At 66.8% G+C, this 16,480-nt stretch carries 12 protein-coding genes; 10 read left to right on the top strand and 2 right to left on the bottom strand.

The genetic code is table 11. The features are described 5' to 3' along the window. Positions 1 to 5,253: a hybrid sensor histidine kinase/response regulator gene (locus tag LQ564_RS02415; RefSeq protein WP_231056484.1), complete on the top strand. Its 5,253-nt coding sequence runs from the start codon at positions 1 to 3 to the stop codon at positions 5,251 to 5,253. A gap of 171 nt (positions 5,254 to 5,424) precedes the next feature. On the opposite strand, the gene LQ564_RS02420 is transcribed toward LQ564_RS02415, so the two are convergent. Continuing rightward, the gene (locus tag LQ564_RS02420; protein WP_231057355.1) at positions 5,425 to 6,879 is read right to left on the bottom strand and encodes a cryptochrome/photolyase family protein; all 1,455 of its coding nucleotides are present in this window, start codon (positions 6,877 to 6,879) and stop codon (positions 5,425 to 5,427) included. A 312-nt stretch (positions 6,880 to 7,191) separates the two neighbouring features. Here LQ564_RS02420 and LQ564_RS02425 point away from each other — a divergent pair, with 312 nt between their 5' ends. The 7 genes from LQ564_RS02425 (at position 7,192) to ilvD (ending at position 13,708) form a co-directional block, all read left to right on the top strand. Beyond that, positions 7,192 to 7,806, top strand: coding sequence for a YqgE/AlgH family protein (locus LQ564_RS02425; RefSeq protein WP_231056485.1), 615 nt, complete (start codon positions 7,192 to 7,194; stop codon positions 7,804 to 7,806). A 15-nt stretch (positions 7,807 to 7,821) separates the two neighbouring features. After that, the gene (gene ruvX / locus LQ564_RS02430; RefSeq protein ID WP_231056486.1) at positions 7,822 to 8,214 is read left to right on the top strand and encodes a Holliday junction resolvase RuvX; all 393 of its coding nucleotides are present in this window, start codon (positions 7,822 to 7,824) and stop codon (positions 8,212 to 8,214) included. Further along, the gene (gene pyrR / locus LQ564_RS02435; RefSeq protein ID WP_231056487.1) at positions 8,201 to 8,740 is read left to right on the top strand and encodes a bifunctional pyr operon transcriptional regulator/uracil phosphoribosyltransferase PyrR; all 540 of its coding nucleotides are present in this window, start codon (positions 8,201 to 8,203) and stop codon (positions 8,738 to 8,740) included. The genes ruvX and pyrR overlap by 14 nt, the downstream gene beginning before the upstream one ends. Beyond that, positions 8,721 to 9,698: an aspartate carbamoyltransferase catalytic subunit gene (locus LQ564_RS02440; protein ID WP_231056488.1), complete on the top strand. Its 978-nt coding sequence runs from the start codon at positions 8,721 to 8,723 to the stop codon at positions 9,696 to 9,698. The genes pyrR and LQ564_RS02440 overlap by 20 nt, the downstream gene beginning before the upstream one ends. Continuing rightward, positions 9,695 to 10,975, top strand: a complete 1,281-nt coding sequence (locus LQ564_RS02445; RefSeq protein WP_231056489.1) for a dihydroorotase — start codon at positions 9,695 to 9,697, stop codon at positions 10,973 to 10,975. The genes LQ564_RS02440 and LQ564_RS02445 overlap by 4 nt, the downstream gene beginning before the upstream one ends. A 38-nt stretch (positions 10,976 to 11,013) precedes the next feature. Beyond that, positions 11,014 to 11,751: a lysophospholipid acyltransferase family protein gene (locus tag LQ564_RS02450; protein WP_231056490.1), complete on the top strand. Its 738-nt coding sequence runs from the start codon at positions 11,014 to 11,016 to the stop codon at positions 11,749 to 11,751. A 94-nt stretch (positions 11,752 to 11,845) separates the two neighbouring features. Further along, positions 11,846 to 13,708 carry a dihydroxy-acid dehydratase gene (ilvD, locus tag LQ564_RS02455; protein WP_231056491.1) on the top strand — a complete coding sequence of 621 codons (1,863 nt, stop codon included), beginning with the start codon at positions 11,846 to 11,848 and terminating at the stop codon, positions 13,706 to 13,708. A 34-nt stretch (positions 13,709 to 13,742) separates the two neighbouring features. On the opposite strand, the gene LQ564_RS02460 is transcribed toward ilvD, so the two are convergent. Next, entirely contained in the window at positions 13,743 to 14,600 is an 858-nt protein-coding gene (locus LQ564_RS02460) for a symmetrical bis(5'-nucleosyl)-tetraphosphatase (protein ID WP_231056492.1), read from the bottom strand. 226 nt (positions 14,601 to 14,826) lie between these two features. Between LQ564_RS02460 and LQ564_RS02465 the strand changes: the two genes are divergently transcribed. Next, on the top strand, positions 14,827 to 15,921 hold the full coding sequence (locus tag LQ564_RS02465; protein WP_231056493.1) for a glycosyltransferase family 4 protein: 1,095 nt from the start codon (positions 14,827 to 14,829) through the stop codon (positions 15,919 to 15,921). Between the two features lie 85 nt (positions 15,922 to 16,006). Beyond that, positions 16,007 to 16,327, top strand: a complete 321-nt coding sequence (locus LQ564_RS02470) for an H-NS histone family protein (RefSeq protein ID WP_231056494.1) — start codon at positions 16,007 to 16,009, stop codon at positions 16,325 to 16,327. Positions 16,328 to 16,480: the final 153 nt, after the last annotated feature.

The raw sequence follows: 16,480 nt of genomic DNA on the forward strand, positions 1-16,480 counted from the left end.
ATGACCAAGCCATCCTCCCGCCTGCCCGCCTTCGATACCGGACCGCTGTCGTGGGTGATCGGCGAGATCCGCGACGCCCTCGGGCGCTCGGGCACGGCGCTGCGCGACGCGGCCAGGCGTAGCCAGGAGGCCCAGCCGACCCTGCTGCTGCACGCCAAGACCCACCTGCACCAGGCCCACGGCGCGCTGCAGATGGTCGACGTCGAGGGCGTCAACGTGCTGGGCGGCGCGGCCGAACGGCTGATCGACCGCTTCAAGGATGGCCAGCTTCCCTGCACCCCCGAGACCGTCAAGGTGGTGCAGGACGCATACCAGGCGCTGGTCGAATACCTGGATGAACTCCTGGCCGGCAGCCCGCAGCAGCCGGCGCGCCTGTTCCCGTATTACCGCGACCTGCAGGACCAGCTCGGGGTCGAACGCATCCACCCGTCCGACCTGCTGCCGTCCGACCTGGGCCAGGCGGTCGACCTGCCGCTGGCGGACAACGCCCCGCAGCCGGACATCGCGGCCTGCCGCGCGCGCTTCGAAAAGTCGCTGCTGCCTTACCTGAAAAGCGGAGAAGCCCAGCACGCGGCCGGCATGCGCGATGCGATTGCCCCGATCGCGGCCAGCCGGCAGGACGCCCGCGTGCGCCTGTTCTGGAGCGCGATGCACGCCTTCGCCGGCGTGGTCGCGGACGGCCAGGTCGACGCCGACCTGTATGTGAAGCAGCTGCTCGGCCAGGTCAACCTGCAGCTGCGCCGCCTGTCGCAAGGGCAGGGCGGCACGCCGGATGCGATGCTGCGCGATGCGCTGTTCTTCGTTGCGGCCGCTGGCGAACCGAATGAAGATGCGCGGCGCCTGCGCGCGGCCTGCGGCCTCGATGGCCTGGTGCCGCACGATTACGCGGCGCGCCGCTACGGCCGCATCGACCAGGATGCGCTGCAGGAAGCGCGCGAAGCGCTGGCGCGCACCAAGTCGGACTGGGACCGCATCGCCAGCGAAGGCGTGGACGAGGGCGAGGTCAAGGAAGATTTCGACGCCCAGCTCTCGCGCCTGGCCGGCGCCAGCGAAAAGCTGGGCGCGCCGGCCCTGGCCCAGCTGCTGCGCGAACTGGGCCGCGCCGCCCAGGATGCGATCGCCGCCGGCCGCAGCGACGGCGTCAAGCTCGAGATGGCGGCGGCCATGCTGTTCGTCGAGAACGGCCTGGACCAGCTGCGCCAGCTGCCCGAGGACTTCGCCGAGAACGCCGAGGCGGTCGGCGCGCGCCTGCTGGCGCTGGCCGCGGGCGAAACCCCGCCGGATGCGCCGCAGTGGCAGGGCGAACTGGCGCGCCAGATCCAGCAGGGCCAGACGGTGGCCGTGCTGGCGGGCGAGATCAAGGCCGGCCTGCGCCAGGTCGAGAAGCTGCTCGACGATTACTACGACAACCCAGGCAAGCGCGAGGCGCTGGTCCAGGCCGAGCCGGTGCTGCACGGCGTGCAGGGCGCGCTGGCCATCCTCGACCAGGAGCAGGCGGTGCTGGCGGCGCGCCACGTGGCCGGCGAAGTGCGGGTGCTGGCCCAGAGCGACGGCGAGGTGAACACGCAGTCGGCGCTGCTGCACAACATCGCCCAGAACATCGGCGCCCTCGGCTTCTTCACCGACCTGCTGGCCCAGAACAGCGAATCGGCCAAGGGCCGCTTCACCTTCGATGTCGAGAAACGCCTGCTGCGCGAGCTGCCCTTCGAATTCGTCGAGACGGCGCCGGAGGCCGCGCCCGAGCCCGCACCCGTTGCGGCGCCGGCGCCTGAGGTCACGGCGCAGGAAGCGACGATCGAATCCGAGCTGCTCGAAATCTTCATCCTCGAAGCCCAGGAAGTGCTGGGACTGGTGGCGGCGAACCTGCCGCAGGCGGAAAGCACCCCCGACAACCAGGAAACCCTCACCCTGCTGCGCCGCGCCTTCCACACCCTGAAGGGCAGCAGCCGCATGGTGAACCTGGAGCGCTTCGCCGAAGGCGCGGCCGCGGTCGAGAAGGTCATGAATCTGTGGTTGTCGGAGGCGCGCAGCGCCACGCCGGCCCTGCTGGCGCTGCTGCGCGATGCGCATGCGCAGTTGTCCGCCTGGGTCGACGAGCTGGCCGCGCAAGGCGCGTCGCAGCGCGACAGCGAGACGCTGGTGGCGGCGGCGGCGCGCGTGCTGGAAGGCGGCGAGCCCGAGGCCGCGCCGGTGGCGCAAGTGGAGGAAGCCGCGCCCGCGACCAAGCGCGTGGGCGAACGCGAGATTCCGCTGGCCCTGTACACGATCTACCTCGACGAAGCCGAGGCGCTGGTGGCGCTGCTGGCGCAGGATCTCGAGGACTGGCGCGCCGCGCCGCAGCGCCCCGCATCGGAAGACGCGGTCAAGGCTGCGCACACGCTGGCCGGGACCTCGTCCACGGTGGGCTTCGGCGCCTTGCACGACGTCGCCCACGCCTGGGAGTCGGTGCTGGAAAAACTGGCCGTTCCCGGCCCCGAGCTGGACGCCGCCGGCCGCGAGCTGCTGGACGCGACCCTGGCGCGGGCCCGCACCATGCTGCAGGTGTTCTCGCTCGGCGAACTCGCGCCGCCCCAGCCGGACCTGATCCACCAGCTCGAGACCCTGGGCGAGCGCCTGGCCGGCCAGCAGGCCGCCGGCGTCCATGGCGGCGCCGACACCGGCCTGGCCGCGAAACTGGATGCGCTGTTCGCCACCGCCTACGACGAGCTGCTGGCCGCCCCGCCGCCGGCGCCGCTGCCGCCGGAAGTGCGCGAAGAGGAAGAGAAGGCCGAGGCGGTCAGCGAGATCGACGACCTGTTCGACAGCTTCCTCGACGACCCCTTTGCGCCGCCGCCGCTGCTGCAGGCCGCGCCGGAGGAAGAGGCGCCCGCCTTTGTCGCGGTCACGCCGGACGAGGCGGTGCTGGCCGAAGCGGTACTGGACGAGGCCGTGCCGGATGTCGCGCCCGTTGCCGAGCCCGAGCCCGAGATCGAGATCGAACTGCAGCCGCTGCCCGAGCCCGAGCCTGAGCCCAAAAGCGAACCGGAACCCGCACCCGCCGCGCCGCAGGACGACGGCGCGCTCCCCGTCACCCCGGTGTTCGCGGACGAACTCGACGCCGACCTGCTGCCGGTGTTTCTGGAAGAGGGCGCCGACCTGTTCCCGCAGATCGGCAAGGGCCTGCGCCAATGGCAGCTCGATCCCCAGGACCACGCCGTGGCCCAGGGCCTGCAGCGCGCCCTGCACACGGTCAAGGGCAGCGCCCGCATGGCCGGCGCGATGCGCCTCGGCCAGCACACCCACGAGCTGGAAACCCAGATCGAGAACATGGTCCACGCCGGGACCACCACGCCGGCCGCTTTCGACGAACTGCTGGCCAACTACGACCAGGCCCTGCTGCTGTTCGAACAGCTGCAGCAGCCGGCGCAAGCGCCTGTCGATGCCCCCGTCGAGGCCGCGCCGGCGCCGCCGGAACAGGGCGGCGCCCGCACGCCGCTGGTGCGGGTGCGCGCCGACATCCTCGACCGCGTCGTCAACCAGGCCGGCGAAGTGTCGATCACCCGTTCGCGCCTGGAGAACGGGGTCGGTTCGCTGAAGGGCGCGCTGTCCGACTTCTCGGACAACCTGGACCGCCTGCGCCGCCAGATGCGCGAGATCGAGATGCAGGCCGAGTCGCAGATCGCCTCGCGCCTGTCGATCGCCGGCGAACGCGAATTCGACCCGCTCGAGTTCGACCGCTTCACGCGCCTGCAGGAATTGACCCGCATGATGGCCGAGAGCGTCAACGACGTCGAAGCCTTCCACGAGAGCCTGTCGCGCACCGTGGACAGCGCGGCGGAAGACCTCGCGGCCCAGCAGCGCATGACGCGCGACCTGCAGCGCGACCTGATGCGGGTGCGCATGGTGCCCTTCGCCAGCCTGTCGGAACGCCTGTTCCGCGTGGCGCGCCAGACCGCCAAGGAACTGGAAAAACGCGTCAACCTCGACATCCGCGGCGGCGGCGTCGAAATCGACCGCAGCGTGCTGGAACAGATGGCCGCGCCGTTCGAACACCTGCTGCGCAACGCCATCGTGCACGGCATCGAGGCGCGCTCCGAGCGCGCCGGCGCAGGCAAGGGCGAGACCGGCGAAGTGCTGGTGCAGGTCGCCCAGCACGGCAACGAAGTCGCGATCGGGTTCAGCGACGACGGCGCCGGCCTGGACCTGGACCGCATCCGCGCCAAGGCGCGCGCGCTCGGCCTGGTCGCGCAGGACGCGGTGGTCTCCGATCATGACGCAGCCGAACTGATCTTCGAGCCCGGCTTCTCGACCGCCGACACGCTCACCGAACTGGCCGGCCGCGGCGTCGGCATGGACGTGGTGCGCTCCGAAGCGCATGCGCTGGGCGGCCGCGTCGCGGTCGAGTCCACGCCGGGCCAGGGTACGCGCTTCTCGATCCACCTGCCCCTGACCCTGGCGGTGGCCCAGGTGGTGCTGGTCAGCGCCGCCGGCCGCACCCACGCGCTGCCCTCGACCCTGGTGGAACAGGTGCTGCAGGTGCGCGACAGCGACCTGCTGGCGGCGCAGGCGGCCGGCACGATCGCCGCCGGCGGCCAGCCGCACGATTTATTCGCCCTCGACGCGCTGCTGGGCGAACCGGCAGCGGGCGGCGGCGCGCCGCAGAAACTGACGCCGGTGCTGGTGGTGCACGGCGCCAGCGGCCGCATCGCCCTGCGCGTCGACGAGGTGCTGGGCAACCGCGAAGTCGTGGTCAAGAACATCGGCCCGCAGCTGGCGCGCGTCCCCGGCATCGCCGGCGCCACCGTGCTGGGCACCGGCGAGATCGTGCTGATCCTCGACCCGGTGGTGCTGGCCGAACGCCCGGCCCCGGCCGGCGCACAGGTCGCGGAGATCGAAGAGGAACAGCGCGCGACCATCATGGTGGTCGACGACTCGATCACCGTGCGCCGCGTGACCCAGCGCCTGCTGGAGCGCGAGGGCTACGGCGTGATGCTGGCCAAGGACGGCATCGACGCGCTGGAACAGATCGAAGCGGCGGCGCCGGACCTGATGCTGGTCGATATCGAGATGCCGCGCATGGACGGCTTCGACCTGACGCGCGAGGTGCGCGAGAATCCGCTGACGCGCGGGATTCCGGTCATCATGATCACGTCGCGTACTGCCGACAAGCACCGCAACTATGCCTTGGGGCTTGGGGTGAATGCGTACTTCGGGAAGCCGTATCAGGAGGCGGTGTTGTTGGCGGCGATTGAGGAGTTACTCAAGAAGGGTTAGGGGCTGTTCGACGAACTTGGGGGAATTGATGCCAGTGGCATCAATCCCGCCTTCGCGGGAAGTCGTAGGCGCCAGTGGCGCGTACGACGGTCTTTAGAGCAGTGGTGAAAATAACGTCAGCGTAGCTCAAGCACGTCGTTCCGGCGAAGGCCGGAACCCAAGTTTGCGTGATCAGCCTGCGGCCTTTTTCACGACCGCAAACCGCTCGAGCGTCCGCTTACGCGCAGCATCGTGCTCGACGACAGGCAGCGGATAATCCTGCCCAAGAACGACTCCTTTTTCGGCCAGCACCTCCTCCGCCACCAGCCACGGCGCATGAATCTCCTTCGCGCTCAACAGCTTCAGGGCCGGCACCCACTCCCGAATGAACTCCCCATGCGCATCGAACCGCGTCGACTGCGACACCGGATTGAAAATCCTGAACCACGGCTGCGCATCGCACCCCGTCGACGCCGCCCACTGCCAGCCCCCGTTGTTCGACGCCAGCTCGTAGTCGTTCAGCTTCAGCGCGAAATACCGCTCCCCGCGCCGCCAGTCGACTCCCAGGTCCTTGGTCAGAAAACTCGCCGTCACCATGCGCAGCCGGTTGTGCATGAAGCCAGTCTGGTTCAGCTGCGCCATCGCCGCGTCCACCAGCGGATAGCCGGTACGCCCCTCGCACCAGGCCGCGAACAGTTCTTCGGCTTCGTCCCCGCTTTCCCACGCCAGCGCATCGAAGGCCGGCTTGAACGAGCGCTCCACGACATGCGGATTGCGCGCCAAAATCATCGAATAGAAATCGCGCCAGATGAGTTCCGACAGCCACACCGAGGCCCCGGCGCCGCCGGCGCCGTTCTCCGCCATCTGGCGCGCGGTGCGCACCAGGTGGCGGATCGAGGTGGTGCCGAAGCGCAGGTGGACCGACAGGCGCGAGGTGCTGTCCTCGGCCGGAAAGTCGCGCGCGCGGCCGTAGTCGGCGATGCGGTTCACGAAGTCCTCGAACAGCATCTCGGCGCCTTCCATCCCGGCCGGCAGCGGCGGCTCGCCGGGCGCGAAACCGATCTCCTCGAGCGAGGGCAGGGCCGGCGTGCCGGACGGCGGCGGCGCGAAGTTGTGGGCGTACGGGTCGACCGGCCAGGCGGCCAGCGTCTCCGGCATCGCCGCCAGGCGTTTGAGCCAGGCATTCTTGTACGGCGTGAACACCGAGAACGGTCCCTTTGCCAGGGTCAACACCTCGTGCTGCTCGAAAATGACCTGGTCCTTGAACTTCAAGAATTGCCTGCCGTCAGCCCTCAGGCGCTCCTCCATTTGTGCGTCACGTTCGACCGCCTCGGGTTCATAATCGGCACATACCAACACCGCGTCGACGTCCAATTCGGCGGCCAGCGCGGGAACCACTTCAAGAGGGCGGCCCTGCCGCACGATCAGACAAGCACCGAGCCGGCGCAGTTCGGCATCGAGACTGGCGATGCTCGCGTGAATGAAACGCACCCGCCGGTCGTCACGGGGCAGCGGGTCCAGGATATCGCTGTCATAAACGAAAACGCAGTGCACACGATTGGATGAGGTCAAGGCCTGGTAGAGGGCCGCATGGTCGAATGCGCGAAGGTCCCGCCGGAACCAAACCAAAGAGTTGCTCATATTCATCATCGTGTGCGGGGTCAAGGTGGCGGCCGATTTTACTGGGTAGGATTCTTCCTAGCGGTACAAGGAAGCAGGGAGGCGGGACAGTTGCGGGGCGCACGAGCGGGTTCGACCGGTATCGCGGGTCAGCCAAAAGAGGCGCTTAAGTGGCCGTTCAGCCAATTCAGTGTAAACTATCGAAAAGCGTGTTGTTGTGTTGTGGACACCTTCGGTTGCAGACCTTGTCTATTAGCGCTGTCGATAAACCAGAGTGAGCCCATGTGAGAGTAGCGTATGAAGAAAAGCAAAGTTGGCAACACTCTACCGAAGCCCGGCATGCCACCGGAAGCTGAAACGACGCTCGGCAAGATCGGCCCCGCTCCGTCCGGACTGAATCTCGCCAACCATTTCCTGATCGCGATGCCGTCGATCCAGGATCCGATCTTCGGCGGCACCGTCGTCTACGTCTGCGAGCACAACGAAAAGGGCGTGCTCGGCGTGGTCATCAACAAGCCGACCGACATGACCATGGACGTGCTGTTCGACCGCGTCGACCTGAAACTCGCCCCCGGCCTGCGTTCTTCCGTGACCGACCAGCCGATCATGTTCGGCGGCCCGGTCCAGGACGACCGCGGCTTCGTGCTGCACACGCCCAGCGGACGCTACTCGTCCTCGCTCACCGTCACCGACGACGTCGCCTTCACCACCTCGATCGACGTGCTGGAAGCGGTCGCCAGCGGCGCCGGCCCGGCCCGCATGCTGGTCTCGATCGGCTATGCCGGCTGGAGCCCGGGCCAGCTCGAGGAAGAACTCTCGCGCAACGGCTGGCTCACCGTCGGCGCCGATGCCAAGGTCCTGTTCGACCTGCCGATCGAGGAACGCTATACCGCCGCCATCAAACTGCTGGGAATCGATCCGCTCATGCTCGCGACTGAAGCCGGCCATGCATAAGGGGTTGTTTCCCTGATGGTCGACATCGTATTTGGCTTCGACTTCGGGGTGAAGCGCATCGGCATTGCCATGGGCAACACCCTTACCTGGCAGGCGCAACCCTTGACCGTCATCAAGGCGGTCGATAACGCCACCCGTTTCCAGGTCATCGGCGACCTCATCAACGAATGGAAGCCGGCCCGCCTCATCGTGGGCGAGCCCTTCCATCCCGACGGCGCCGAGCACGACATGACCTTGCGCAGCCGGCGCTTCGCCAACCAGCTCCACGGCCGCTTCAATCTCCCTGTCGAACTCGTCGACGAGCGCTACTCGTCCGCCGTCATCCCGCACAAGCGCGGCGAGGTCATCGACGCCAAGGCGGCCGCCATTATTTTGCAACAATACTTTGACGCTCATGCCAACATCTAATCAAGAGTACGACGCGGAGGCGCTGTACCGCGAGCTGCTGGGCCAGGTCCGCGCGGGCCTGGACGGGGTCGCGGACGCCGCCATCGTCGGCATCCATTCCGGCGGCGCCTGGCTGGCCGAACGGCTGGCCAAGGACCTGGATCTCAGCAATCGCCTGGGTTCCATCGACGTCTCCTTCTACCGCGACGACTACGCCAAGAAGGGCCTGCATCCGGACGTGAAGCCGACCCACATCCGCTTCCCGGTCGACGGCGCGACCGTGGTGCTGGTGGACGACGTGCTGCAGACCGGCCGCACCGTGCGCGCCGCGATCAACGTGCTGTTCGACTACGGCAGGCCAAGCTGCATCCGCCTGGCGGCCCTGGCCGACCGCGGCGGACGCGAGCTGCCGGTGGCGCCGGATTACGTGGGCACCCGCGCCACCCTCGCGCCGAACCAGTCGCTGTGCCTGCAGCGCGACGACGCCGGCCAACTCTCGCTGACCATTGAAGTTGAACACACCGACAATGTCCAAGATCTTTCTTAATCCGCAACTGAACAAGCACGGCGAGCTGCTGCACCTGCTCTCGATCGAGGGCCTGCCGAAGTCCATCCTGAACCACATCCTCGACACCGCATCGAGCTTCGTCTCGATCTCGGACCGCGAGGTCAAGAAGGTCCCGCTGATGCGCGGGAAGAGCGTGTTCAACCTCTTCTTCGAGAACAGCACGCGCACCCGCACCACCTTCGAGATCGCGGCCAAGCGCCTGTCGGCCGACGTCATCAACCTGAACATCCAGGCTTCCTCGGCCAGCAAGGGCGAGTCGCTGCTGGACACCATCGACAACCTGTCGGCCATGCACGCCGACATGTTCGTGGTGCGCCACGCCCAGTCGGGCGCCCCCTACCTGATCGCCAAGCACCTGATCGAGACGCAGCAGTCGCACGTGCACGTCGTGAACGCCGGCGACGGCCGCCACGCGCACCCGACCCAGGGCCTGCTCGACATGTACACGATCCGCCACTACAAGCAGGATTTCACCAACCTGCGCGTGGCCATCGTCGGCGACATCCTGCACAGCCGCGTGGCGCGTTCGGACATCCACGCGCTGACCACGCTCGGCGTGCCGGAAGTGCGCGCGATCGGCCCGCATACCCTGCTGCCGGGCGGCCTGGAGCAGATGGGCGTGCGCACCTTCACCAACATGGATGAGGGCCTGAAGGACGTCGACGTCATCATCATGCTGCGCCTGCAGAACGAACGCATGAGCGGCGCGCTGCTGCCCTCGGCGCAGGAATACTTCAAGAGCTACGGCCTGACCCCGGAACGCCTGGCGCTGGCCAAGCCGGACGCGATCGTGATGCACCCGGGGCCGATGAACCGCGGCGTCGAGATCGATTCGGCGGTGGCCGACGGCAGCCAGGCGGTGATCCTGCCGCAGGTGACCTTCGGCATCGCGGTACGCATGGCAGTGATGAGCATTTTGGCGGGAACCCAGGCATGAAACACCATATCAAGAACGGGCGTGTGATCGACCCGGCAAACGGCATCGACCAGGTGACGGACCTCTTCATCGCCGACGGCGTGATCGCCGGCCTCGGCGCGGCCCCCGATGGCTTCGTGGCCGACAACGTCATCGACGCCACTGGCCTGGTGGTCGCGCCGGGCCTGGTCGACCTGTCGGCGCGCCTGCGCGAGCCGGGCTACGAATACAAGGCGACGCTGGAATCGGAAATGCAGGCGGCGGTGCAGGGCGGCGTGACGACGCTGGTCTGCCCGCCCGACACCGACCCGGTGCTGGACGAACCCGGGCTGGTGGAGATGCTCAAGCACCGCGCGCGCATCCTGAACCAGGCCAACGTCCACCCGCTGGGCGCGCTGACCATGGGCCTGAAGGGCCAGGCGCTGACCGAGATGGCCGAGCTGACCGAAGCCGGCTGCATCGGCTTCGCCCAGGCCGAGGAACCGATTTTAGATACCACCGTGCTGCTGCGCGCCATGCAGTACGCGAAAACCTTCGGCTTCACGGTCTGGCTGCGCCCGCAGGACGCCCACATCGGCCGCGGCGGCGTCGCCCACAGCGGTCCGCTGGCCTCGCGCCTGGGCCTGTCCGGCGTGCCGGTGATGTCCGAGACCATCGCCCTGCACACCATCTTCGAGCTGATGCGCGCCACCGGCGCCCGCGTGCACCTGTGCCGGATGTCCTCCGCAGCCGGCCTGGCGCTGGTCGCCGCGGCCAAGAAGGAAGGCTTGCCGGTCACCTGCGACGTCGGCGCCCACCACCTGCACCTGACCGATGCGGATATCGGCTTCTTCGACTCCAATGCCCGCTTCACGCCGCCGTTGCGCAGCCAGCGCGACCGCGATGCGATCCGCGACAGCCTGCTGGACGGCACCATCGACGCGATCTGTTCGGACCACACGCCGGTGGACGACGACGAGAAGCTGCTGCCCTTCGCCGAAGCCTCGCCCGGCGCGACCGGCCTCGAGCTGCTGCTGTCGCTGGTGCTGAAGTGGACCGAGGACCAGCGCGGCAGTGATGCGCTGCCGCGCGCGCTGGCCAAGGTGACGTCCGATGCCGCCCGTATCGCCGGGCTGCCGGCCGGGACCCTGTCCGTGGGCGCCGCCGCCGACGTGGTGCTGTTCGACCCGGATGCGCGCTGGAAGGTCGAGCGCCGTGCGCTGGCGAGCCAGGGCAAGCACACGCCCTTCCTCGGCTACGAGCTGGCCGGGCAGGTGCGTGCGACCGTCGTGCGCGGCCGCGTGGCGTTCCAGCGCTAGTCAAGCAGGGCGGCTTGCCGCCGCCCGTTTCCTGACCCGTGAAACTCTGGCTTGCCCTGCGCCTGGCGCGCGTACTGGTCCACCTGGTGGCGGGCCTGGCGACCTGCGCGCTGCTGTTTCCGCTCGCCTCGAAGGGTGCGCGCGAGCGCCTGACGCGGCGCTGGTCGCGCAAACTGCTCGGCATCTGCCGCGTCACGGTCGAGCAGGTGGAGGTCGCGCCGGCGCTGGAACACGCGCTGGTCGTCGCCAACCACGTCTCCTGGCTCGACATCTTCGTCATCAACGCCCTGCATCCCTGCCGCTTCGTGGCCAAGGCCGAGATCCGTTCCTGGCCGGTGCTGGGCTGGCTGGCGGCCGGCGCCGGCACCATCTTCATCGCGCGCGGCAACCGGCGCGAGCTGCGCCACATCTTCAAGGGCATCGTCACCGTGCTGGCGCAGGGCCAGCGCGTCGGCCTGTTCCCGGAAGGGACCACGTCGAAGCAGGGCGAGGTGCTGCCCTTCCACGCCAACCTGTTCGAGGCCGCCATCGACGCCAAGGTGGCGGTGCAGCCCTTCGCGCTGGCCTACCTGGACGGCGCGGGGCGCTTCCATCCTTCGATCGACTACGTCGGCGACACGACTTTTGTGGACAGCATGTTCGCGATCCTGCGGGGCCCGCCGGTGCGTGCGCGCCTGAGCAGCCTGGCGCCGATCGACGCCACCGGCGCCCACCGCCGCGAGCTGGCCGAACAGACGCAGACCGCAGTCGCCCAAGCCCTGGTCTCTGATTCATAAAAAGAATCACAGAACGCTGAATCATATATTGGACAAATCACCGGTGGCTTGGCACGCTGGTGCTTTGCTTCGTCCGCATTCCGAGGAGACCACCATGCCGACTTACCGTTCCCGCACCACCACCCAGGGCCGCAACATGGCCGGCGCCCGCGCCCTGTGGCGCGCCACCGGGATGAAGGACGGCGACTTCGAGAAACCGATCATCGCCGTCGTGAATTCCTTCACCCAGTTCGTGCCCGGCCACGTGCACCTGAAGGACCTGGGCCAGCTGGTGGCGCGCGAGATCGAGGCCAGCGGCGGCGTCGCCAAGGAGTTCAACACCATCGCGGTCGACGACGGCATCGCCATGGGCCACGGCGGCATGCTGTATTCGCTGCCCTCGCGCGACCTGATCGCCGATTCGGTCGAGTACATGGTCAACGCCCACTGCGCCGACGCGATGGTGTGCATCTCGAACTGCGACAAGATCACGCCCGGCATGCTGATGGCCGCGATGCGCCTGAACATCCCGGTGGTGTTCGTCTCGGGCGGCCCGATGGAGGCCGGCAAGGTGGTCAAGGTCGTCGACAACGGTAAAAAAGTCATCAAGCTCGACCTGATCGACGCCATGATCAAGGCCGGCGACAGCAGCGTGTCCGACGCCGACGTGGCGGAAGTGGAACGCTCGGCCTGTCCGACCTGCGGGTCCTGTTCCGGCATGTTCACCGCGAACTCGATGAACTGCCTGACCGAGGCGCTGGGCCTGTCGCTGCCGGGGAACGGGACCATCGTCGCTACCCACGCGGACCGCAAGGAGCTGTTCCTGCGCGCCGGCCGCCTGATCGTCGAGCTGGCAAAACGCCATTACGAGGGCGACGATTACTCGGTGCTGCCGCGCTCGATCGCCACCAAGGCGGCGTTCGAGAACGCGATGGCGCTGGACGTCTCGATGGGCGGCTCGACCAACACCGTGCTGCACCTGCTGGCGGCCGCCCACGAGGCGCAGGTGGAATTCACCATGGCCGACATCGACCGCATCTCGCGCAAGGTGCCCTGCCTGTGCAAGGTCGCGCCGATGACCGACAAGTACCACATCGAGGACGTGCACCGCGCCGGCGGCATCGTCTCGATCCTGGGCGAGCTGGCGCGCGCCGGGCTGCTGGACACCTCGCTCCCCACCGTGCACAGCGCCTCGGTGGGCGAGGCGATCGAGAAGTACGACATCAAGCGCAGCATTGATGCGGCGGTGCACCAGCTGTTCCGCGCGGCGCCGGGCGGCGTGCCGACCCAGGTGGCGTTTTCCCAGGCCGAGCGTTTCGAGGCGAATGACCTCGACCGTTCCAACGGCTGCATCCGCGACCGCGAGCACGCGTATTCGCAGGACGGTGGCCTGGCGGTCCTGTACGGGAACATCGCCGAGAAGGGCTGCATCGTGAAAACGGCGGGGGTGGACGAGAGCATCCTGAAGTTCTCCGGCAAGGCGCGCGTGTTCGAGAGCCAGGACGCGGCGGTGGAAGCGATCCTGGGCGACACGGTCCACGCCGGCGACGTGGTCATCATCCGCTACGAGGGGCCGAAGGGTGGGCCGGGGATGCAGGAGATGCTGTATCCGACCTCGTACATCAAGTCCAAGGGACTGGGCAAGGCCTGCGCGCTGTTCACGGACGGGCGCTTCTCGGGTGGCTCGTCGGGCCTGGTGATCGGCCACGCCTCGCCGGAAGCGGCCGAGGGCGGCGCGATCGGGCTGGTGGAGGAGGGGGACTTCATCGACATCGACATCCCGGCGCGCACCATCAACCTGCGCGTCTCGTTCGAAGAGCTGGCGCACCGGCGCGCGAAGATGGAAGAGCGTGGCGCCGATGCCTGGCAGCCGGTCGGGCGCGAGCGCTACGTCTCGCAAGCCCTGCAGGCCTACGCCGCATTGACCACGTCTGCCGACCGCGGCGCCGTGCGCGATCTCAGCCAGCTGCGCCGCTGAACGATCCGAACCGGCGCCGTTCCCGGCGCCGGCGTCATTTCTTGCCGCTGTGTTCCCGGTACTCGGGACAATCCACCTGCAACAGCGAGCGGTCATCCAGGCACACCGCCGTCAGCTTCCCACCCCACACGCAGCCGCTGTCCAGCCCCACCAGGTTCGGCCTGAGGATCAGGCCCAGCGCCGACCAGTGCCCGAACACGACGGTCACATCCTGCGTGCGCCGCTGCGGCAGGTCGAACCACGGCAGCAGCCCCGACCCCTCCGGCCCGCGCTCGCTTTCCTTGTGCAGGAAATCCATGCGTCCATCCGGCGTGCACAGGCGCATGCGGGTCAGCGCGTTGACGATGCAGCGCAGCCGCGCCATACCGGTGAGGTCATCGCTCCACTGGTCCGGCTCGTTGCCGTACATCGCCGAGAGAAAATCGATCCACCCGTCGCCGCGCAGCACGCTCTCGACCTCGTGCGCCAGCGCCAACGTCTGCGCCGCATCCCACTGCGGCGCCACGCCCGCATGCACCAGCAGATGCGCGTCGACGAACATCGCCAGCGGCCGATAACGCAGCCAGGCGATCAACTCATCGCGGTCGGGCGCGGCCAGGATCTCGTCGAGCGTGTCGCTGCGGCTGGTGCGCTGGGCGCCGACCGCCACCGCGATCAGGTGCAGGTCGTGATTACCCAGCAGCGCTTCGACGCGGCCGGGATTGTCTTCGGTGAGCGCCTTCATGCGGCGCAGCGCGGTGAGCGAATCGGGGCCGCGGTTGATCAGGTCACCGACGAATAAAATGCGCGACTGCGTTTGTCCGTGACGCTGCGCATCCTCGTGAATGCAGTCGATCAGGAGCCGCGCTTCGTGGGCACAGCCTTGCAGGTCGCCGATGGCGTAGGTTCTCATGTTGTTCTTATCTGGTGTGGCCTGGAAGCTTGGATACTAAATGATTTTGCGCCCCGATGCAGGACGCATTTGATCCAATCGCGAACGCGCGCCGCACGATCCATTTTGTCGCCGGAGGCCCTCATCTATTCCGGTACAATGAACTCATATCGATCGAAAAGAGTGCCGCGGATTTTCCGCAGGGCCGCACGGAAACGGCCTGCCTATTTGCACCGAAAGAATAATAATGTTCTCCTTTTTCGTCAGTTTCGTATCCTGTGCGCTGCTGACTCTGCTAGTAATCAAGTATGCGAAGCGCAATGGCACGGCGCTGGACAACAATTATGGCGGCGTGCAGAAGTTTCATTCCCATTCGGTCGCGCGCATCGGCGGCGTGCCGATCTATCTCGCGGTCCTGATCACCGGCGCCATTTCGTCATTGCGCGAAGGAGGCTATGGCGCGTGGATCGCGCCTTTGCTCGGATGCGCATGCATCGCAATGGCGGGCGGTATCGTCGAAGACCATACCGGCCGCGTTTCGCCGGCGCGCCGGCTGCTGCTCACCATGCTCGCCGCACTCATCGCCTATTACCTGCTCGATGCGAAACTGGTGCGCCTCGATTATCCGGGCGGCGTGCTGCAGCTCGATCTCGCGTGGATCGTGCTGCCGCTGACGGTGCTCGCGGTGGCGGGCATCGCGAATGCGGTGAACATCATCGACGGCTTCAACGGCCTGGCCGGCGTGGTCAGCATTTGCATGCTGCTGTCGCTGGCCTACGTGGCGCTGCAGGTGGGCGATACCTTCGTGCTGGTGACGGCGATGGTGGTCGCCGGCGCCACCGCCGGATTCCTGATCTGGAATTATCCGGTGGGCCTGATTTTCCTCGGCGACGGCGGCGCCTACTTCCTCGGTTTCATGCTCGGCGAACTGGCGCTGCTGCTGGTGATGCGCAATCCGCAGGTGTCCACCTGGTATGCGGCGCTGCTGCTGATTTATCCGGCTTTCGAAACGATATTCTCCGCTTACCGCCGCATGTTTGTGCGCGGTAAATCACCGGCGCTGCCGGACGGAATTCATCTGCATAGTTTGATATTCCGGCGTATCGTGCAATGGACGGTCGGTCCGCGCGAAGCGCGCGCTTTGATGAAACGGAACGCGCGCACCTCGCCTTATTTATGGCTGTTTTCGCTGATGGCCGTGATTCCTGCAACGGTGTTCTGGAAAAACACCGGTGTGCTGATCTTCTTCAGTCTGTTGTTTATAATCAGTTACCTGTGGTTATATGCGCGTATTGTTCGATTCAAGTCGCCCCGTTGGCTCTTTTGGAACAGGAAAGACTAGTAGTTGGATATTAATGTAGTATATTGCGACAATTGGTGATTTTCTCACCTTGGCTGTTTCAACCTTAACTATCGAGGGAACGAAGATGGATCTGTCCAATATGTCCGTAGCTGATTTGCGCAACCTGCAGGAACAAATCAAGCAGGAAATGAAGAAGCGCGAAACGCAGGACCTGCAGAAAGCGCGTGAACAAATCCTGGCGATCGCCCAGAGTGTCGGCGTGCCCCTCAAGGACCTGCTGGCAACCGGCGGCCGTGGCGGCAGCTCGTCCAAGGGCAATACCGTGGCGGTGCGCTATCGCCATCCGGACAATGCTTCGCAGCAGTGGACCGGCCGTGGCCGTCAGCCGAAGTGGGTCAAGGAATGGGTCGAAGGCGGCAAGTCGCTGGACAAGCTGCGCGTCTGATCCTTCTTGAAGTTGTGCCGGCGTTCGGGCGCTATATAAGCGCCTGAACCGCCCTCCACACGCGGTCCGTTCAATTCCCAAGAAACGCCGCTTGCCGCTACAATAGCGCGATCATTTGTCATTCTTCCATTTGTTAATCCATTAATTTGCGCC

Source organism: Massilia phyllostachyos (assembly GCF_021044825.1).
In the GTDB taxonomy this organism is placed as follows: Bacteria; Pseudomonadota; Gammaproteobacteria; order Burkholderiales; family Burkholderiaceae_D; genus Telluria; species Telluria phyllostachyos.